Annotated in this window: 21 protein-coding genes and 1 riboswitch; of the genes, 3 read left to right on the top strand and 18 right to left on the bottom strand. The window is 54.1% G+C overall.

Annotated features, from left to right (window positions below; genetic code table 11):
* Positions 1–175: 175 nt before the first annotated feature.
* Complete coding sequence (locus J5067_RS08420; RefSeq protein ID WP_264645010.1) at positions 176–874, bottom strand: aspartate/glutamate racemase family protein; 699 nt, start codon at positions 872–874, stop codon at positions 176–178.
* A 220-nt stretch (positions 875–1,094) separates the two neighbouring features.
* On the opposite strand from J5067_RS08420, the gene cspE reads away from it, so the two are divergent.
* A complete protein-coding gene (cspE, locus tag J5067_RS08415) occupies positions 1,095–1,304 on the top strand; it encodes a transcription antiterminator/RNA stability regulator CspE (protein ID WP_222159976.1) in 210 nt (69 codons plus the stop codon).
* 53 nt (positions 1,305–1,357) lie between these two features.
* On the opposite strand, the gene crcB is transcribed toward cspE, so the two are convergent.
* Positions 1,358–1,741 carry a fluoride efflux transporter CrcB gene (gene crcB, locus J5067_RS08410; protein ID WP_264645011.1) on the bottom strand — a complete coding sequence of 128 codons (384 nt, stop codon included), beginning with the start codon at positions 1,739–1,741 and terminating at the stop codon, positions 1,358–1,360.
* Positions 1,742–1,816: 75 nt separating this feature from the next.
* A riboswitch (Fluoride riboswitch) is annotated at positions 1,817–1,878 on the bottom strand.
* 173 nt (positions 1,879–2,051) lie between these two features.
* Between crcB and tatE the strand changes: the two genes are divergently transcribed.
* The gene (gene tatE / locus J5067_RS08405; RefSeq protein ID WP_264645090.1) at positions 2,052–2,261 is read left to right on the top strand and encodes a twin-arginine translocase subunit TatE; all 210 of its coding nucleotides are present in this window, start codon (positions 2,052–2,054) and stop codon (positions 2,259–2,261) included.
* 100 nt (positions 2,262–2,361) lie between these two features.
* Here the strand turns inward: tatE and lipA are convergent, their stop codons facing one another.
* From lipA to leuS, 13 genes are all read right to left on the bottom strand, one after another.
* Positions 2,362–3,327, bottom strand: a complete 966-nt coding sequence (lipA, locus tag J5067_RS08400) for a lipoyl synthase (RefSeq protein WP_264645091.1) — start codon at positions 3,325–3,327, stop codon at positions 2,362–2,364.
* 213 nt (positions 3,328–3,540) lie between these two features.
* Positions 3,541–4,236: a lipoyl(octanoyl) transferase LipB gene (gene lipB / locus J5067_RS08395; RefSeq protein WP_264645092.1), complete on the bottom strand. Its 696-nt coding sequence runs from the start codon at positions 4,234–4,236 to the stop codon at positions 3,541–3,543.
* Between the two features lie 108 nt (positions 4,237–4,344).
* Entirely contained in the window at positions 4,345–4,608 is a 264-nt protein-coding gene (gene ybeD / locus J5067_RS08390; protein WP_252319101.1) for a DUF493 family protein YbeD, read from the bottom strand.
* 260 nt (positions 4,609–4,868) lie between these two features.
* Positions 4,869–6,080, bottom strand: coding sequence for a D-alanyl-D-alanine carboxypeptidase DacA (gene dacA, locus J5067_RS08385; protein WP_264645012.1), 1,212 nt, complete (start codon positions 6,078–6,080; stop codon positions 4,869–4,871).
* Between the two features lie 164 nt (positions 6,081–6,244).
* Complete coding sequence (gene rlpA / locus J5067_RS08380) at positions 6,245–7,357, bottom strand: endolytic peptidoglycan transglycosylase RlpA (RefSeq protein ID WP_264645013.1); 1,113 nt, start codon at positions 7,355–7,357, stop codon at positions 6,245–6,247.
* A gap of 14 nt (positions 7,358–7,371) precedes the next feature.
* The gene (gene mrdB / locus J5067_RS08375; protein ID WP_264645014.1) at positions 7,372–8,484 is read right to left on the bottom strand and encodes a peptidoglycan glycosyltransferase MrdB; all 1,113 of its coding nucleotides are present in this window, start codon (positions 8,482–8,484) and stop codon (positions 7,372–7,374) included.
* Positions 8,485–8,492: 8 nt separating this feature from the next.
* Positions 8,493–10,397: a peptidoglycan DD-transpeptidase MrdA gene (gene mrdA, locus J5067_RS08370; RefSeq protein ID WP_264645016.1), complete on the bottom strand. Its 1,905-nt coding sequence runs from the start codon at positions 10,395–10,397 to the stop codon at positions 8,493–8,495.
* A gap of 34 nt (positions 10,398–10,431) precedes the next feature.
* On the bottom strand, positions 10,432–10,902 hold the full coding sequence (gene rlmH, locus J5067_RS08365) for a 23S rRNA (pseudouridine(1915)-N(3))-methyltransferase RlmH (protein ID WP_264645017.1): 471 nt from the start codon (positions 10,900–10,902) through the stop codon (positions 10,432–10,434).
* A gap of 1 nt (position 10,903) precedes the next feature.
* The gene (rsfS, locus tag J5067_RS08360; RefSeq protein WP_264645018.1) at positions 10,904–11,221 is read right to left on the bottom strand and encodes a ribosome silencing factor; all 318 of its coding nucleotides are present in this window, start codon (positions 11,219–11,221) and stop codon (positions 10,904–10,906) included.
* A gap of 222 nt (positions 11,222–11,443) precedes the next feature.
* Positions 11,444–12,100, bottom strand: coding sequence for a nicotinate-nucleotide adenylyltransferase (nadD, locus tag J5067_RS08355; RefSeq protein WP_264645019.1), 657 nt, complete (start codon positions 12,098–12,100; stop codon positions 11,444–11,446).
* Positions 12,093–13,130: a DNA polymerase III subunit delta gene (gene holA / locus J5067_RS08350; protein ID WP_264650884.1), complete on the bottom strand. Its 1,038-nt coding sequence runs from the start codon at positions 13,128–13,130 to the stop codon at positions 12,093–12,095. Before holA ends, nadD begins: the two co-directional genes overlap by 8 nt.
* Positions 13,127–13,684, bottom strand: a complete 558-nt coding sequence (lptE, locus tag J5067_RS08345) for an LPS assembly lipoprotein LptE (protein WP_264645021.1) — start codon at positions 13,682–13,684, stop codon at positions 13,127–13,129. The genes holA and lptE overlap by 4 nt, the downstream gene beginning before the upstream one ends.
* A 14-nt stretch (positions 13,685–13,698) precedes the next feature.
* Positions 13,699–16,281, bottom strand: a complete 2,583-nt coding sequence (gene leuS / locus J5067_RS08340) for a leucine--tRNA ligase (protein WP_264650883.1) — start codon at positions 16,279–16,281, stop codon at positions 13,699–13,701.
* A gap of 284 nt (positions 16,282–16,565) precedes the next feature.
* Between leuS and J5067_RS08335 the strand changes: the two genes are divergently transcribed.
* Entirely contained in the window at positions 16,566–17,051 is a 486-nt protein-coding gene (locus J5067_RS08335; protein ID WP_264645023.1) for a zinc ribbon-containing protein, read from the top strand.
* Between the two features lie 82 nt (positions 17,052–17,133).
* On the opposite strand, the gene J5067_RS08330 is transcribed toward J5067_RS08335, so the two are convergent.
* The 3 genes from J5067_RS08330 to J5067_RS08320 are packed head-to-tail and all read right to left on the bottom strand — an operon-like array spanning position 17,134 to position 19,273.
* A complete protein-coding gene (locus J5067_RS08330; RefSeq protein WP_264645024.1) occupies positions 17,134–17,859 on the bottom strand; it encodes an amino acid ABC transporter ATP-binding protein in 726 nt (241 codons plus the stop codon).
* The gene (gene gltK / locus J5067_RS08325) at positions 17,856–18,533 is read right to left on the bottom strand and encodes a glutamate/aspartate ABC transporter permease GltK (protein WP_264645025.1); all 678 of its coding nucleotides are present in this window, start codon (positions 18,531–18,533) and stop codon (positions 17,856–17,858) included. Before gltK ends, J5067_RS08330 begins: the two co-directional genes overlap by 4 nt.
* On the bottom strand, positions 18,533–19,273 hold the full coding sequence (locus J5067_RS08320) for an amino acid ABC transporter permease (protein ID WP_264645026.1): 741 nt from the start codon (positions 19,271–19,273) through the stop codon (positions 18,533–18,535). Before J5067_RS08320 ends, gltK begins: the two co-directional genes overlap by 1 nt.
* Between the last annotated feature and the right edge of the window lie 55 nt (positions 19,274–19,328).

Raw genomic sequence — 19,328 nt, 5'->3', positions numbered from 1 at the left:
TTTTTCCCATTGATAGATTTGAGTACAGAACCAGGAACAACATTCCACCCAATGCAAAGGCAGTCAGAACGTTCTGACTGCCTTTTTTCATGGCTAAAATGAGGAAATCTTGAGTGTTTTAGTCAGGAAATTGTGATTTAAAACAATGATTACCTTATTTATGAATATATATCAATTAGTTATTTTCTAATGCGTAGTCCGCAGCGGCGATGGCATGTAGGTGGCTGGTATCAAAAAGGGGAATTTTCGTATCGGATTGCTGGATTAAAAGGGGAATTTCGGTACAGCCGAGGATCACCCCCTGAGCACCTTGCTGGGCAAGCTTGTCGATAATAAGGCGAAACGCCTGCCGTGAACGGTCGCTCAATACGCCGCGGCACAGCTCGTCGTAAATGACCCGATTGATCTCATCGCGCTGATCGGGCTGCGGAATGATGACATCAATGCCGTGGCGCTCCTGTAAGCGACCACGGTAAAATTCCTGCTCCATGGTATAGCGGGTCCCCAATAAGCCAACGCGCGTCATGCCATGCTGTTTCAGGCTGTTGGCAGTGGCATCGGCGATATGCACTACCGGCAATTGACTGGCGCTTTCAACGTCATCGGCCACCTTGTGCATGGTGTTGGTACAGATGACAATCGCTTCTGCACCTGCCTGACCTAGCCCGATGGCTATTTTAGAAAGCTGCAGTGCGGCCTGCGCCCATGCGCCTTGCGCCTGAAGCTGCTCGATATCGTGAAAATCTACGCTATGCAGTATCAGTTTCGCTGAGTGTAAGCCCCCCAGACGCTGTTGAACGCGCTCATTAATGAGACGGTAGTAGGGCACGGTGGATTCCCAACTCATGCCGCCAATCAATCCAAGGGTTTTCATTGTTCGTTTATCCTGTGGGTCATTTACGGTTACCCGACACAGTGTGTAGGGAGAAAACGGTAACAAAGGTGCCCCATTTCAAACTATTGGTAAATCGGAGCGCTTATTTAGCGATTTTCATCACTTTTTATCCAAGTTCAACTGGACAAATGCGTTACTAATTGCTGTACTGTACCGGACACACATTTTGTGTCTTTCATTCATGTTAAAGGTAAGTTTGATGTCTAAGATTAAAGGTAGCGTTAAGTGGTTCAATGAGTCCAAAGGTTTTGGTTTCATCACTCCGGAAGACGGCAGCAAAGATGTATTCGTACACTTCTCTGCAATCATGAGCAATGGCTTCAAAACTCTGGCTGAAGGTCAGCGCGTAGAGTTTGAAATCACTGACGGTGCTAAAGGCCCATCTGCGGCTAACGTTATCGCTATTTAATAATACCGATTTCTTGAAAACCCGCCTCACGGCGGGTTTTTTTTATCCTGTTTTCAGGATGCCATCCCGTTAACCAGTGCGAATGCCAGCGCCGTCATGAGCAGTGAACCCGCCAGATTACATAGAATGTTGATGGCAGCCGCTGAGAGTTGGCCTTGATTGATAAACAGGAACGTCTCCGCCGAGAAGGTGGAAAATGTGGTCAATCCGCCGCACAGTCCGGTGGTTATCAGCAGCTTCCAATGCGATGGCAACTCCGCATGACGGGAAAAATAGGCGAGTGCGCCGCCGATGACGAAAGCCCCGATCAGGTTTGCCATTAGCGTACCTAAAGGCAACACTGACACCGCGGTGGTGTTATAGCGCATTCCCAGTGCCCAACGGGCAACGCTTCCCGCTCCGCCGCCGATAAACACGGCAAGAAACATCATCCACATAATGACCTCGAGTTGTGCATTATTTGACGCTGAAAGTGATACAGAGCGGGCAGACTCCTACGCGCCTGCTCTGAGGCGTACGTAGGCATCATCAGCCCAAAAGGCGGTTAGGGAGGAATGCCATCTCCATGTGACAAAAACAGTGTAGCGGGGATAGGTATCTGGATTCAAGCACTGGCAATAGACGTATCAGCAGTAGGGTCTAATTTTGTTACAAATGGATGTTGTGTTCGCGCTGTAGTAGGCATAAATAAACAATATCGGTATTTTTTCGCTGGTATTCCAGTATTCGTAATCAGGTAGGTGTGTGATGGAAGGTATTAGCATTGCCAAGCTGTTGGTGATTGGCGCACTGATTGTTTTACTGTTCGGCACCAATAAACTGCGCTCGTTGGGCGGTGATTTGGGGGCAGCAATCAAAGGCTTTAAGAAAGCGATGAATGACGATCAGTCAGTGAAACCGACTACCGCAGGGGACGACACAGCGCCTGCCGGTGAAATTCGTCATAACAAGGATTAATCGGCGTTATCAAAAAGGACGGCCCGGTGGCCGCCCTTTTGCACGAGATATACCAGCAACACCTTCAATGTGTAACTAAATATTGTTACACCCTGCGTGCTTACTTGACCTCAATCCCTTTCGCTTGCAGATCGGCGTGATACGACGAGCGCACGAACGGGCCGCAGGCTGCGTGGGTAAAGCCCATCGCCATCGCCTCGGCTTTCATCTCATCGAACTCTTCCGGGCTCACATAGCGTTTCACCGGTAGGTGATGACGACTCGGCTGCAAATATTGCCCTAACGTCAACATGGTGACGCCGTGGCGGCGCAGGTCACGCATTACCTCAACGATCTCGGCATTGGTTTCTCCCAACCCAACCATCAGGCCGGATTTGGTCTGGATTTCGGGATGCAAGGCTTTGAAGTTTTCAAGCAGCTTCAATGACCATTCGTAGTTGGCACCAGGGCGTACCTGACGGTAGAGGCGCGGTACGTTTTCCAGGTTATGGTTGAACACGTCTGGCGGCGTCACGTTCAGGATATCCAACGCTTTATCCATTCGGCCGCGGAAATCGGGCACCAGCGTCTCAATGCGAATATGCGGGTTTTTACGGCGAATAGCGGCGATACAGTCAGCGAAGTGCTGTGCGCCGCCGTCGCGCAGGTCATCCCGGTCTACGGAGGTGATAACCACGTAGCGCAGCCCCATGTCATGAATGGTCTGTGCCAGTTTCTCTGGCTCATTGGCATCGGGCGTTACCGGGCGGCCGTGTGCCACGTCGCAGAACGGACAGCGGCGGGTACAAATCGCACCCAGAATCATGAAGGTTGCGGTACCGTGGTTGAAACATTCGGCCAGATTCGGGCAGGAGGCTTCTTCACACACGGAGTGCAGGCCATTTTTGCGCATGGCCGCCTTGATGCCCTGAATACGGCTGGAATCGGCAGGTAACTTGATTTTCATCCATTCAGGCTTACGCAGTAGCTCCTGCCGCTCAGTGACGACGGTGCGCACCGGGATGAGTGCCATTTTGTCTGCATCGCGGTATTTGACACCGCGTTCCATCTGAATCGGTTTACTCATGATAGCCAGGTTCCAGTTCTGAATCACAGGTTGAATCATAATTTAAACCTTATGATTCAATGGATTATGTTTCTAGTTAAACTTTTTTTTAAAATCTATAAAAATTATACCATCTTTGCTGGCTGACATTCAGCCTTTACGTCGCACAAATGCATAAATAATGTAAACGGAATGTGATTTGGCACCGATAGGCATAAACCCAACGGCGCGATTTCACGCCGACATACCCTGCGGTGCGGGGGCACCCTGAGTGGCCCAATCCCATACCAGCGGCGCTTGTTGCGTGTAACCTAGCTGTTGCATAAAGGTGGTTACCAACACCGGGGCGACATCTGCCACCGCCACACCGGGGGCTTGCTGACTGACCTGCGTCATCACCATGCCCGCATAACCGCACGGGTTAATGCGCAGGAATGGTGTCAGATCCATGTTGATGTTGAGTGCCAGCCCGTGGAAAGAACAGCCTCTGCGAATGCGCAGCCCGAGTGAACAGATTTTGGACTCCTGCACATAGACACCCGGCGCATCGGCGCGAGCATGCGCGGCAATGCCGAACTGCGCCAGCGTGCCGACCACGGTATTTTCAATGGCGGTGACCAGTTCCCGCACACCCACTTTTCGGCGTTTTAAATCCATCAGCACATACATCACTTGCTGGCCCGGCCCGTGATAGGTTACCTGGCCGCCGCGATCGCTCTGAATTACCGGAATATCGCCGGTAGTAAGCAGATGCTCTGCTTTGCCAGCCTGGCCTTGGGTAAAAACGGGGGGGTGTTGCACCAACCAGAGTTCATCCGCGCTCTGTGTGTCACGCAAATCGGTAAACCGGTGCATCGCCAATGAAACGGGCTCATAGGGTTGTACGCCAAGCTGACGCACGATGATCTTATCCTGTAGCAAAATCGTAATCTTCAGGTTAAGGAAAACAATGGAGCCGATTATAGTCGCGGGAAGCGCCATCGAACAGCGCTGATGCACATTTTCCCGCGATTATCCGGTCAAGCAGGGGTCAAGCCCTTACAGCACGACGCGCACGATATCGATAGCGCCCAGCTCTTCATAGAGCGTCTCGACTTGCTCAATGTGGGTGGCCGTAATGGTGATGGATACCGAATGGTAATTGCCCTTGCTGCTCGGTTTGACCTGCGGGCTATAGTCACCCGGCGCATGGCGTTGCACCACTTCGACAACGCGGTCTACCAATTCTGGCTGCGCGTGCCCCATCACCCGATAGGTGAATGAGCAGGGAAATTCGAGCAGTTCATTGAGTTTGGTTTTCATGTGTTCTCCAGATGGATCGGTGCCCATGCTGATCGTCGCTGTTCACTAGCGTTTGGTTCAACATAAAGTATATACCCGTCATACTTCAAGCTGCGGGTGCGTTGGCTGCACTCATTCACCCGAATCACTTACCTGAGTAAGCTCATCGTGATTCATTCGCTTGCCGCCTTCCTGCAACTCGAATTATTTAAGGTAAAACTCCCGCCGCAGCGGGAGTAATCATCTCTGAATATGGGGCCAAAAAAGGCTAACCCAAGGGCTTAGCCCAACCAGCGATGGAACATCAGGCGAATGTAGTCAAACAGGCGGCCAAAAATGCCCCCTTCTTTCACTTCATTCATCACCACTAGCGGGCGCTGCTCAATGGTTTTGCCATCCAACTGGAAGTTGATGGTACCAACCACCTGGTTCTTGCTCAGCGGTGCGTGCAGTTCGGTATTATTGAGTACATAGCTGGCTTTCAGATCTTTCATCCGGCCGCGCGGGATGGTGAGATAGGCATCTTTTTCCACGCTCAGGGAAACCCTGTCGCTGTCACCGAACCAGACAGGTTCAGACGCAAATTCTTTGCCGGCTTTCAGCGGAGCAACGGTTTCAAAGAAACGGAAACCCCAGGTGAGCAACTTTTTGCTCTCGGTTTCGCGGCCTTTGAAGGTGCGTCCACCCATCACTACCGAGATCAAACGCATCTGACCTTCGGTCGCCGATGCAACCAGATTGTAGCCTGCCGCATTGGTGTGGCCGGTTTTGATACCGTCAACGGCCAGGCTGCTGTCCCACAGCAAACCGTTGCGGTTCATCTGCTTGATGTTGTTAAAGGTGAACTCTCTTTCTTTGTAAATGGCGTACTCATCCGGCACATCGCGAATCAATGCCTGACCAATCAGCGCCATGTCGCGCGCAGAGCTGTGTTGCCCCGGCGCATCCAGGCCGTGCACGGTCTGGAACGTGGTGTTCTGCAACCCCAACGCTTTCACATAGTTATTCATCAGGTTAACGAAGGCATCCTGGCTACCCGCCACGTAATCTGCCATCGCCACGCAGGCATCATTACCCGATTGCAGAATGATGCCGCGGCTGAGTTGTGAAACCGGCACGCGATCGCCCGGTTTCAGGAACATCAGCGACGATCCCTGGAAGGTCGGATTACCGGTTGCCCAGGCGTCTTTACCGACGGTCACGATGTCATTTTGGGTGATCTTGCCGGATTTCAGCGCCTGCCCGATAACATAACTGGTCATCATTTTGGTCAGGCTGGCGGGATCGCGGCGCGCATCGGCATTCATTTCCGCCAACACTTTGCCAGAGTTGTAATCAATCAGGATGTACGACTCGGCGTCGATTTGTGGTACGCCGGGGATCATCGTCTTGAGATTGACGTCTTCCGCATGGGCCGATGTGGCAACGCTGACGGCAAGCAGCGTGCCCAGCGCTGTACCTAGGGTGAAACGAGACGTGATAACAATATTCATGATTGGAACTACAACATCCGTGGAGTGAAGTTAAAAACGAGCCGTACTATAGCAGATGCACTATAGCGCGGCACCAGACATTCCGTTACTTGATTTTGCCAAAGCAGAATAGCGTAACATCCCCTGCCCGCACCTTAACCGCGGGCGGGCAGGGGGCGAGAGGATTATTGCGCGTCTGCCGCCGTCACAAAGGCGTGCTGCTGCGCTTCCGTTGCCAAACGTTGCTGAAGGTCAGTGGCCTGTTGGCGGTTTGGAAAGGGTCCGAGCTGAATGCGATACAACCCGTTGCTGGGCGACACTTTCCCCGTTACGCGGAAGCGTTCGCTCAGGCTTTTCAGCCAGGTTTGTGCGCGCTGTGGGTCGCTCAGCGCGCCGACCTGCACCAGATAGCGTCCGTTAGTGTTGCCAATCGGTGTTGCTGTGGATGTCACTGCAAGCGGGCGTGCTGCCGTGGTTGCCGTTGCCGGTGTGCTGGTAACCGGCGTAGCGGCATGGGTCTCTTCCAATACGCCAGAACGCAGGGCAGTGGGGGCACCCAGCAACCCACTTTGGCGCGCACTGGTGCTGCTGGCTGGCATGTCGCTGTTATTTTGCACCCCGAGGGCGCTGTTGCTGACGGGCCTGCTGGCGATGGCTGTCGGCGCACTGGTTTCCATCATCGGCGTACCCAATCCGCTGGCACCGAGGCTCGGGCGATCGGGCAGGGCGAAACTTTGTTTGGCAACGGCAGTGCCAATGGTGCCCGGCCCAGATAGCGTGCCATCCGGCGCGACCACGATCGCTTCGACTTTCACTTTGGTGTTATTGGAGATATTGAGGCGATCGCCTGCCGCCTTGGACAGGTCAATGATTCTACCTGGCGTATACGGGCCGCGATCGTTCACGCGAACCACCAGACGGCGGCCGTTGCTCAGGTTGGTCACGCGGACATAGCTGGGTAATGGCAGCGTCGGGTGCGCAGCGGTAATAGCGTTGGGATCGAAGATTTCGCCGATAGACGTACGGTTTCCGTTGGCCTCAGCGCCATACCAGGTTGCCAGACCAACCTCGGAGAAGTTCTGCGCATTCTGGACAACCTTGTAGGTTTTTCCCTTGACGGTGTAATCCTGCAACGTGCCCGGATTATAGGGCTCGTAACGCGGCTCGGCTCCGCCAATCTCTTCCACCGGACCGCTATAAGCCGGGGTCGGCGTAATCGGTGCTCGCGGGGCTTCCGTGGTGGTACAGGCTGCGAGCATCACGGTGACGATGCTGACCCAAAGCCAGTCCTTACGCATGTGTTTACCTCACTTTATAAGTTTTTCGAGAGCATCTTACGGTGCGTGTGGATTGACATCACGATGCCAAATCCTGCCATCAACACCACCAACGCCGAGCCGCCGTAACTGATAAGCGGGAGTGGCACCCCAACCACGGGCAATATGCCGCTCACCATACCGATGTTAACAAAAACATAGACAAACAGAATGAGAATCAGGCCGCCGACCATCACCCGGCCGAACGAGGTCTGGGCATTGGCGGCAATCATCAGACCGCGCATGATAACAAACAGATACATGGCGATCAGAATCAGCACCCCAATCAACCCCAACTCCTCTGCCAATACGGCAAAAATAAAGTCGGTATGGCGTTCTGGCAGGAATTCAAGCTGTGACTGGGTGCCTTGCAGCCAGCCTTTGCCAGACAAGCCCCCGGAGCCGATAGCAATCTTGGATTGAATAATATGGTAGCCCGCCCCTAGCGGATCGCTTTCCGGGTCGAGCAGCATCATCACGCGGGCGCGTTGGTAATCGTGCATCAGGAAGAACCAGAGCACGGGAATAAACGCCGCAACCAACATCAGCGCCACGGCGATCAGTCGCCAGCTCATGCCCGCTAAAAAAAGCACAAACAGGCCTGATGCCGCGACCAGAATTGACGTCCCCAGATCGGGTTGCGCCGCCACCAGCAGGGTTGGCAAAAAGATTAAGATCAGGGCGATACCGGTGTTTTTCAGCGACGGCGGACACATATCACGGTTAATAAAACGCGCCACCATCAACGGCACGGCAATTTTGGCAATTTCTGACGGCTGAAAACGGATAAAGCCAAGATCAAGCCAGCGCTGCGCGCCTTTACTGATCTGGCCGAACACATCCACCATGATCAACAGAATGACACAAACGATATAGAGATAGGGCGCCCAGCCTTCGTAAACGCGCGGCGGAATTTGCGCCATGACGATCATCACGGCAAGCCCAATGGCTATCTGTGCCGCTTTACGCTCCATCATGCCGATATCCTGGCCGCTGGCGCTCCACATCACGAATAAGCTGTACCCCAGCAGCGCCAGGATACACAGCAGGAAGGGCAGATCGATATGAATCTTGGTCCAAATCGATCTTTTTTGTTGGCTTTCAGTCATGGCGGCGGTTACTCGCTTTCAGAACCGGGTGCGCTCGGTGGCGCATCGGGCAATTCGGTGTTGTTATCGCCCAGCATAATGTGGTCGAGCATCTGGCGTACCAAGGCGCTGATGGCGGGGCCGGCACCGCCATTCTCCAACACGATGGAGATGGCAATTTTGGGGTTGTTATAAGGTGCAAATGCCGTCAGCAGTTTGTGGTCGCGCAGGTGTTCGGCGATTTTATGCGCATTGTAGGTCTCATTTTCTTTCAGGCCAAATACCTGTGCAGTACCGGTTTTTGCCGCGATCTTATAGGGAGCATCGGCAAAATATTTGTGTGCCGTGCCGTTCTGACGGTTAGCAACCCCGTACATTCCGTCTTTGGCGATTTCCCAGTAGCTGGCGCGCACATCGCTCAGTCGCGACACTTCTTGCTGACGGTAAGGCACTACGATGCCGCTATTGCGGGCACTATACAGCAGGTGCGGTGTTTTGACGTTGCCATCGTTGATAAGCGTGGTCAGCGCTTTCGCCATTTGAATCGGCGTGGCAATCCAGTATCCCTGACCGATGCCGACCGGAATGGTATCTCCTTGATACCAAGGACGTTTGAAGCGTTTTTGCTTCCATTCGCGGGTTGGCATATTTCCGGAACGCTCTTCTGACAGGTCGATACCGGTATATTCCCCGTAGCCAAACTTGTTCATCCACTCAGACAGGCGATCGATACCCATGTCATAAGCGACTTGATAAAAGAAGGTATCCGCAGATTCTTCCAGCGATTTGGTCACGTTCAACCGGCCATGACCCCATTTTTTCCAGTCGCGGAACCGTTTTTCTGAGCCCGGTAACTGCCACCAGCCGGGATCGAACAGCGAGGAGGTGGGGGTAATCACATTGGCACTTAACGCAGAGGCGGCAATATAGGGTTTCACCGTCGACGCGGGAGGATACAACCCCTGCGTGGCGCGGTTGATCAGCGGTTTGTTGGGGTCATTCAGCAGCGCGCGATAGTCTTTGGTCGAGATGCCATCAACGAACAGGTTGGGATCGTAGCTCGGGGTGGAAACCAGCGCGCGCAGGCCGCCATCGCGCGGATCGATAATCACCACCGCTGCCCGGCTGCCTTCCAGCAGTTTTTCAACGTAGATTTGCAGGTTAAGATCGATAGTGAGGTAGATGTCCTGACCCGCCTGCGGCGGCTGCTCGTGCAATTGACGGATGACGCGACCACGGTTATTGACTTCCACCTCTTCATAACCGGGTTTGCCGTGCAGAATATCTTCGTAATAGCGCTCAATGCCCAGTTTCCCGATGTCGCGCGTGGCGGCGTAATCGGCAATTTTTTCTTCCTTGTTCAGTCGCTCTACGTCTTTATCATTGATTTTTGATACGTAGCCGAGGACATGGGTAAGGGCGGAACCATACGGGTAATAGCGGCGTTGATAGCCTTTGACTTCCACGCCGGGAAAACGGTACTGGTTGACGGCAAAACGGGCGACATCAACGTCGCTTAAGGCGGTTTTGACCGGGATGGAGGTGAAGCGGCGTGAGCGTTTGCGTTCTTTCTCGAAGTTTTCCAGATCATCGTCAGTGAGATTGACGATGGGTTTCAGAGCAGCCAGCGTATCTTGCAGGTTATCAACCTTGTCCGGCACCAGCTCAAGCTGGTAAATGGTGCGGTTGAGCGCCAGAGGAATGCCGTTGCGATCGTAAATGATGCCGCGGCTGGGCGCGATGGGCACCAGCTTGATGCGGTTTGCATTCGAGCGTGTGCGGTAGTCATCAACGCGTACCACTTGTAAATGGTACAGATTGGTCACCAGCACGCCGGAAAGCAGCAAAATGCCGATGAACGCCACTAAAGCACGACGTACGAAAAGGGCGGATTCCGCCGAATAATCACGAAAGGGTTTATGTTCTGTTTTCATCCGGCAACTATTTCGTGTGTTTCATCGGACAGTCTTACTCTCTATGGTAAGGGTGATTGGTGGTGATGCTCCACGCCCGATACAGGCTCTCGGCCACCAATACGCGCACCAGCGGGTGCGGCAGCGTTAACGGTGACAGTGACCAGCTTTGCTCGGCTGCCGCTTTGCAGGCGGGTGCCAGCCCTTCCGGGCCACCAATCAGCAGGCTGACGTCACGCCCGTCCTGTTTCCAGCGTTCTAACTGGCTGGCAAGCTGCGGGGTTTCCCACGGTGTACCGGGAATATCCAGCGTCACAATACGGTTACCTTTGCCCACTGCCGCCAGCATCAGTTCACCTTCGCGCTCGAGAATACGTTTGATATCCGCATTCTTCCCCCGTTTACCGGCAGGGATCTCTGTGAGCTCGAAGGGCATGTCTTTGGGAAAACGCCGCAGATAATCGGTAAAACCTGTCTGCACCCAGTCCGGCATTTTGGTGCCAACGGCGACCAGTTGCAGCCTCATGCTAGCTCCACAGCTTTTCCAGTTCGTACAGGTGACGACTTTCTTCCTGCATCACATGCACCATGACATCACCGAGATCGACAACCACCCAGTCCGCACTTTGCACACCTTCAACACCCAGCGGGATCATCCCGGCGGCGCGCGAGGCTTGTACCACATGGTCGGCGATAGACGCGACGTGGCGGCTGGATGTACCGGTGCAGATGATCATGCAATCTGTGATGCTGGATTTGCCACGCACGTTTAGCGCAACGATATCCTGGCCTTTTAAATCATCTATTTTATCAATAACAAAATCTTGGAGTGCTTGGCCTTGCAAAGGTTCCTCCTGCCTGGCGGTTCAACCGGAGAAATGCGCTCCGGGGGGATAAAAAAGGTTACGTGTACATGCATGACGCACCGCAGGTGTTTCAGGGTATTAACGGTCCATTTTGCGGCACATGGTGTGGCATAGAAACGCGCTTTACCGTTTTTTACTGGACTGAAAAACCAGCGGCGGAGTATAGCATGCCCGATGAGAGAGTGGTACGTGGGAAGCGGGTTAACGGTATAAGTCGTGAGCATCCATAAAATGCAGCACGGCAGGGGGAACCAAATCGTCGCAGGGCTCACCTTTCTGGCGGCGCTGGCGAATATCCGTGGCAGAAACGGTGACCAGCGGCGTGTGCGCCAAATAGATCAATCCGTGCGGCTGCGCGTGCAGGGCGGCCGCATTTTCAACGCTGTGCGCTTCCAGCCACGCCTGCTGTTCTGGCGTATCCAATACGGTGCGATAACCTGGGCGCGCGCAGACCAACAGATGGCATACCTTGAGCAGGTCTTGCCCGCGGTGCCAAGCGTGTAATGTGAGCAGTGAATCCTGGCCGATGATAAAAGCCAATGGAGTGTTATCGCCCCTTTCTGCGCGAATCATCTCCATGGTATCAATGGTGTAAGACGGCGTGATGCGCTGCAATTCGCGGTCATCCACGCTGAATAACGGCGTCTTGGCGATGGCGAGTTCCACCATGTGTTTTCGCTGTTGTGCTGTGGCTTCAGGTTGTTCGCGGTGGGGCGGTACGTTATTGGGCATCAGCGTGATGCGCGTTAACCCGATCTCATCCGCCAATGCGGTGACCGGACGCAAATGTCCATAATGGATGGGGTCAAAGGTGCCGCCGAAGTAGGCGATCAGTTCAGCGGGATTAGGGCTATTCATCGGCGTTGACCATACCCGGCGCAAGCGCTTTGCCGCACAACAACAGCGTCAGCGTTTGCATTTCCGGCCAGATGGATTGGCCATAATCCTGTTTTAGCGTCAGTTCCAATCGTGTCAGCAGGTGCATGGCCTGCTGCAACTGAAGTGCGTTCAGCCGCTGGAGTGCCTGAGTGAGCAGCGTGCGTCGGTTTTGCCACACCTTGTGCTGATCAAACAGGGTGCGTAGCGGTGTCGTCGCCATGTTGCGCTGCAAGGTCACCAACAGCGTCAGCTCACGCTGGAGTGTGCGCAGCAAAATCACGGGTTCGTTGTCTTCAGCCTGTAACTGTTGCAACACATGCCAGGCGCGTTTGCTTTTGCCTGCCAGCACCGCATCCAGCCAGTGAAACGGCGTGAAGTGTGCGGCATCGTTTACCGCCTGCTCAACGCGTGGCAGCGTGAGCTTGCCGTCAGGATAGAGCAGGGCGAGCCGCTCGAGCGCCTGCATCAAGGCCAACAAATTGCCCTCGTAGCAGTAACACAGCAGTTGTATGGCAGCATCATCCAGTTGCAGGTTGCGCTGCTTGGCACGCTGCGCTACCCAGCGCGGTAATTGCGCCTGTTCCGGGGTTAAGCAGTTGACGATCACGCCGTGTTGCGACAATGCTTTAAACCAGGCGCTGTTTTCTTGCGCTTTGGTCAGCTTGTTGCCACGTAGAATCGGCAGTACGTCCTGATGCAGCAGCCCAGCCAGTTTGACCAGATTTTCTGCCATGGCGGCGTTCGGGCCGTTTTCCGGCAGTTGCAGCAGCAGGCTCTGTCGTGAAGCGAACAGGCTGAGTGCCTGACATACGCTGAAAATGGCATCCCAATCGGTGCTTTGATCGAGTGTGAAGCTGAAATGCTCGGTGAAACCCTGTTCACGCGCGCGATGGCGCAGCGAGTCCAGGCTTTCCTGCAATAACAGTGGGTCGTTGCCGAACAGCAGATAGCAAGCGCGCAGCCCTTCATTGAGCTGCGCAGCAAGCTGTTCCGGATAGATACGGATCATGAACGCCCGTTGTTGGCGCTGATGGCGGCGGCACGTTGCTGGCGGTTTTTCACCTCATCATTGCCGTTGATGGTCACCAGTTTACGCACTAACTGCTCGGCAGCCTGGCGGCGCATCTCCTTACGTATAATGTCCTGCTCCGCGTCTTTTGCCAACGCCGCGAGCGGGTTATCAAAGAAGGTGCGGAACACCGTGACCGAGAGTGGATAAATATCCTCACCCGGCAACAACACCTGCGCCTGAACGGTCAGTACCAGTTGGTACTCTGCGGTGGTCCCGTCCTGAAAAATAGAGACGGTGTCTCTGGTTTCCGTGGAGCCGAGAATACGCAGGGATGCGATATCCTGACGCGCGGCGTCGTCCTCGATTCTTACATCACTGGCACGTAGCTGATCGCGAATGGCCCGGGTCAACGGACCAAAAGGATCGTTACTGGTCAGCGTTAATACTTTCAATTCGCTGGGCAGTTGTGTGGTGCCACGCAGATGAAAACCGCAGCCAGCGGTGACCAGCACCGCCAACCCCAGCAACAACGTGAATAAACGATGTCGCACAGTGCCTCCTTGGCTTAACCTACAACCAGGTTAAGCAGTTTGCCCGGAACGTAAATGACTTTACGTACTGTAACGCCTTCCAGGTATTTTGCCACCAGATGTTCCTGTGCGGCACGCGCCTGAACCTGCTCCTGAGTGGCATCGGCAGCAACCGTAATTCTGCCGCGTACCTTGCCGTTCACTTGCACCACGACCAGCTTGGAGTCTTCCACCATGGCGTCTTCATCGGCGACAGGCCACGGCGCGGTGTCGATATCGCCATTGCCGCCCAGCGCCTGCCACAGCGTGAAGCAGGCGTGCGGTGTGAACGGGTACAGCATACGCACCACGGCCAACAGCGCTTCCTGTGTCAACGCGCGATCCTGCTCGCTCTCCTGCGGCGCTTTCGCCAACTTGTTCATCAGTTCCATCACGGCGGCGATAGCGGTGTTAAACGTCTGACGACGACCAATATCATCGGTGACTTTAGCGATGGTTTTATGCAGGTCGCGACGCAGTGCTTTCTGATCTTCGGTCAGTGCAGCGACATCCAGCGCGCTGGTGGCACCTTTTTCCGTGTGGTCGTAAACCTGTTTCCACACGCGTTTGAGGAAGCGGTTAGCCCCTTCAACGCCTGATTCCTGCCATTCCAGCGTCATTTCTGCCGGAGAAGCGAACATCATGAACAGACGCACGGTGTCTGCACCGTATTTCTCTACCATCACCTGCGGGTCGATACCGTTGTTCTTCGATTTCGACATCTTGCTCATCCCGGCATACACCACTTCGCGGCCTTCTGCATCGAAGGCTTTCAGGATGCGCCCTTTGTCATCACGTTCAACGGTGACGTCAGACGGTGATACCCAGATGCGCTCGCCGTTGTTGCCGGTGTAGTAGAAGGCGTCAGCCAACACCATACCCTGACACAACAGACGCTTGGCGGGTTCATCGGAGGTGACCAGGCCAGCATCACGCATCAGCTTGTGGAAGAAGCGGAAATACATCAGGTGCATGATGGCGTGTTCGATACCACCCACGTATTGATCGACCGGCAGCCAGTAGTTAGCCGCAGCCGGATCGAGCATGCCCTGATCGTACTGCGGGCAGGTGTAGCGCGCGTAGTACCAGGAGGATTCCATAAAGGTATCGAAGGTATCGGTTTCACGCAGCGCAGGCTGACCGTTGACGGTGGTTTTCGCCCAGGAGGGATCGGCCTTGATGGGGCTGGTAATGCCATCCATCACCACGTCTTCCGGCAGGATCACCGGCAGTTGATCTTCTGGCGTCGGGATAACGGTGCCATCTTCCAGCGTCACCATCGGGATGGGCGCACCCCAATAACGCTGACGGGAAACCCCCCAATCGCGCAAGCGATAGTTGACTTTGCGTGCGCCGACGCCGAGTGCAACCAGCTTGTCAGCAATGGCGTTAAAGCCTGCTTCGTGATCCAGACCGCTGAATTCGCCTGAGTTGAACAGTGCGCCTTTCTCGGTCATGGCTTGCCCAGAGATATCGGGTTCGCTGCCGTCCAGGTTCAGGATAACGGGTTTGATCGTCAACTGGTATTTGGTGGCGAATTCCCAGTCGCGTTGGTCATGGCCCGGAACGGCCATCACCGCGCCGGTGCCGTAATCCATCAGAACGAAGTTGGCCGCCCATACCGGCAGTTTGTCGCCGGTCAGCGGGTGCACCACGAACAGGCCCGTCGCGATGCCCTTTTTCTCCATGGTGGCCATGTCCGCTTCGGCAACCTTGGTGTTACGGCATTCATCGATAAAGGCGGTCAGCGCCGGGTTAGTGGCGGCAGCGCGCAGCGCCAGCGGATGCGCAGCAGCAACGGCGACATAGGTAGCACCGATAAAGGTATCCGGACGCGTGGTGTAGACGCTCAGCTTGTCAGCGCTATCAGCCACGTCAAAGGTAATTTCTACCCCTTCCGAACGGCCAATCCAGTTGCGCTGCATGGTTTTGACCTGCTCCGGCCAACTTTCCAACGTGTCCAGATCGTTGAGCAACTGATCGGCGTAATCGGTGATTTTGATAAACCACTGCGGAATCTCTTTACGCTCCACTTTGCTGTCACAGCGCCAGCAGCAGCCATCGATAACCTGTTCGTTGGCCAGCACCGTCTGATCGTTCGGGCACCAGTTCACCGCTGAGGTCTTCTTATAGACCAGCCCTTTTTCGTACAGCTTGGTGAAGAACCACTGTTCCCAGCGGTAGTAATCGGGTTTACAGGTGGCGACTTCACGATCCCAGTCATAACCAAAGCCCAGCAGCTTCAGCTGGTTTTTCATGTAATCGATGTTGGCATAGGTCCAGGGGGCCGGTGCGGTGTTGTTTTTGACCGCTGCGCCTTCAGCCGGCAGACCAAAGGCATCCCACCCGATCGGTTGCAGGACATTTTTCCCCAGCATGCGTTGGTAGCGGGAAATAACGTCACCGATGGTGTAATTACGAACGTGCCCCATGTGTAGGCGGCCAGAAGGGTAGGGGAGCATGGAAAGGCAGTAGTACTTTTCCTTGCCGGGCTCTTCGGTCACTTTAAACGTTTTGTTTTCTTGCCAGTGAAGCTGGACGCGAGTTTCTATCTCTTCTGGGCGGTATTGCTCTTGCATGGCAGCCAGGGGTCCTATTTAGTAAAGAAGCGCTACACCCGTAGCGTGTTCCGATTCATCATAATGATCCGCATAGCATAGCTGATAAGCAACGCTGGCAACAACCGTCTCTATGCCCTTAGCACGTATTTCTGCGCGCAAGCGACAAAGTTGGCAAAAAGTGAGGCAAAGAGCGGCAATGATCAAGAATAGTGCTTAAAACCGTCTAAAATAGAGAGGGATAGCTAAACAGGTACCGTCATTGCCCCACTAATGTTAACCAATCCGCGTATTCAGGAGGCACCATGAACAAGAAAGCTCGGCATTATCGTGCGCTGATGTCTTCCATCATGACGCGTTTAAGCGCCGGTGAACGCGATCTGACGCAGATGCTCCAACACGCCCGGGAGAGCTTGCACGACAGCGAAGATCTCACCCACAGTGAACGCGAAGACATTATTCAGTCTGTGGAGCGCGATTTGGCTGAATTTGCTCAGCGTTATACGGATAGCCAGGAAGAGGATTTATCCGATAGCGTGTTTCTGCGTGTGATCAAAGAGAGCCTGTGGCAAGAACTGGTGGATATCACGGATAAAACCCAGTTGGAATGGCAGGCGCTGTTTAAAGATGTCAGCCATCACGGCGTTTACCACAGTGGCGAAGTCGTAGGGCTGGGAAATTTGGTGTGTGAAAACTGCCATCATCATGTGGCATTTTATACGCCGGAAGTGCTGCCTCGTTGTCCGAAGTGCGAGCACGATCAGTTTCAGCGGCAACCTTTTCAGCCCTGACGGGGCAGCTTAAGAGAAGCACGTTCCCGCTTGCGCGGGAACGTGAGTCGCAGCGCCTGACATTGCGACGCTGGGTGATGGCTTAGTGCAGGATCTTCGCCAGAAAGTCTTTGGCGCGATCGGATTTGGGATTGTTAAAGAACTCGTCTTTTGGCGTATCTTCCACAATCTTGCCTTCATCCATGAAGATGACGCGGTGTGCCACTTTGCGCGCAAAGCCCATTTCGTGGGTAACGACCATCATCGTCATACCTTCTTGCGCCAGCTCAACCATTACATCCAGCACTTCGTTGATCATTTCTGGATCGAGCGCGGACGTCGGCTCATCAAACAGCATGGCTATCGGATCCATGCAGAGTGCGCGCGCAATGGCGACGCGCTGTTGCTGCCCGCCGGAGAGTTGGCCGGGAAATTTGTTGGCGTGCGCGGACAAACCTACGCGATTGAGTAACTTGGTGGCCTTTTCACGCGCGGCCCCTTTGTCACGCTTGAGCACTTTTACCTGTGCCAGCGTCAGGTTCTCAATGATGGAGAGGTGGGGAAACAGTTCAAAATGCTGAAACACCATGCCCACTTTGGAACGCAATTGTGCCAGATTGGTTTTCTTGTCGTTAACCGAGATGCCGTTAACGTCAATCTGACCTTGCTGCACGGGTTCAAGGCCATTAACGGTTTTGATAAGCGTAGATTTCCCCGAACCTGACGGCCCACAAACCACCACCACTTCGCCTTTCTTCACTTCTGTTGAACAATCGGAGAGCACCTGAAAGTGACCATACCATTTGGAAACGTTTTTTAGAGTAATCATCGAACAGTCCTTCTTTTCAGGTAACTGACCAGCATTGATGCACTAATGCTGATAACGAAATAAACCAATCCGGCAAACAGCACCATCTCCACCTGGGTCCCGTCGCGCTCGCCAATGGTTGACGCGGTGCGGAAGAAGTCCGCCAGGCTCAGTACGTACACCAGCGAGGTATCCTGGAACAGGACGATCCCCTGCGTCAGGAGCAACGGCACCATGGCGCGAAACGCCTGCGGCAGGATCACCAGTTTCATGGATTGCCACTGCGTCATGCCGAGCGCCAACGCCGCGGAAGATTGTCCGCGTGAAATGCTGAGTATGCCCGCACGAATGATTTCAGAGTAATAGGCGGCTTCAAACAGCGAAAAGGCTACCATAGCGGAGATCAGACGAATATCCGTTTTTGGTGATAGCCCAAGCACATTTTGTAATAAGCTAGGAACCACAAGGTAGAACCACAGCAATACCATCACCAACGGGATGGAGCGGAAAATGTTGACGTAGCCTTTGGCGAACCAGCGAATCGGGGCGATAGGCGACAACCTCATTACCGCCAGAACGGTTCCCCACAGGATGCCAAACACCACGGCAATCACCGTGATTTTCAGTGTGACCACTAGCCCTTGCAGCAGGTAGGGCATGCTTGGCGCAATGGAGCTCCAGTCAAATGCGTACATTATTTACTCCCCATATTGCCGGGCAAACGGGTCTTTTTCTCAACCACTTGCATAATCAGCATGATAATGGCGTTAATCGCGACATACGCCAGCGTGATAGCGGTAAAGGACTCATAGGCGTGCGCAGAGTAATCCAGCAGCTTGTTCGCCTGTGCAGCCATGTCAACCAGCCCGATGGTCGAGGCGATGGCCGAGTTTTTCACCATGTTGAGCATTTCAGACGTCAGGGGCGGTACGATAATGCGATAGGCATTGGGCAGCAGAACGTAACGATAGGTCTGCGGCAGCGTTAGCCCCATGGCAAGCGCGGCGGCTTTCTGGCCGCGGGGCAGTGATTGGATGCCAGCACGAACCTGCTCGCAGACGCGAGCGGCGGTAAACAGGCCTAAACAGACCATGGAGGAGACGAAAAACTGAATGTTGGGATCCAGTTCCGCTTTAAACCACATGCCAATCTTTTGCGGCAGTAATTCGGGAACCACCAGATACCAGGCGAAAAATTGGACGATAAGCGGGACGTTACGGAACATTTCCACATAGCAGGTGCCGAGACCTGACAAAAACCGGTTGGGGACGGTGCGCAAAATGCCGAAAACAGAGCCGACAACGAATGCAATGATCCAGGCGCAGATGGACAGCGCCACAGTGACCTGCAACCCAGACCAAATCCACCCAAGATAAGTGGTATTACCGAACGGGGCGGCTTGTAAAAAAATACCCCAGTTCCAATCTATAGACATAGCAAACTCCGGTAAAAAAAGGGTAGCAGAGCTACCCTGAAGATTGATGAGTGGC

The organism is Candidatus Symbiopectobacterium sp. NZEC151 (genome assembly GCF_025962655.1).
Lineage (GTDB): Bacteria > Pseudomonadota > Gammaproteobacteria > Enterobacterales > Enterobacteriaceae > Symbiopectobacterium.
This window is presented reverse-complemented; position numbering and strand designations above follow the sequence as displayed.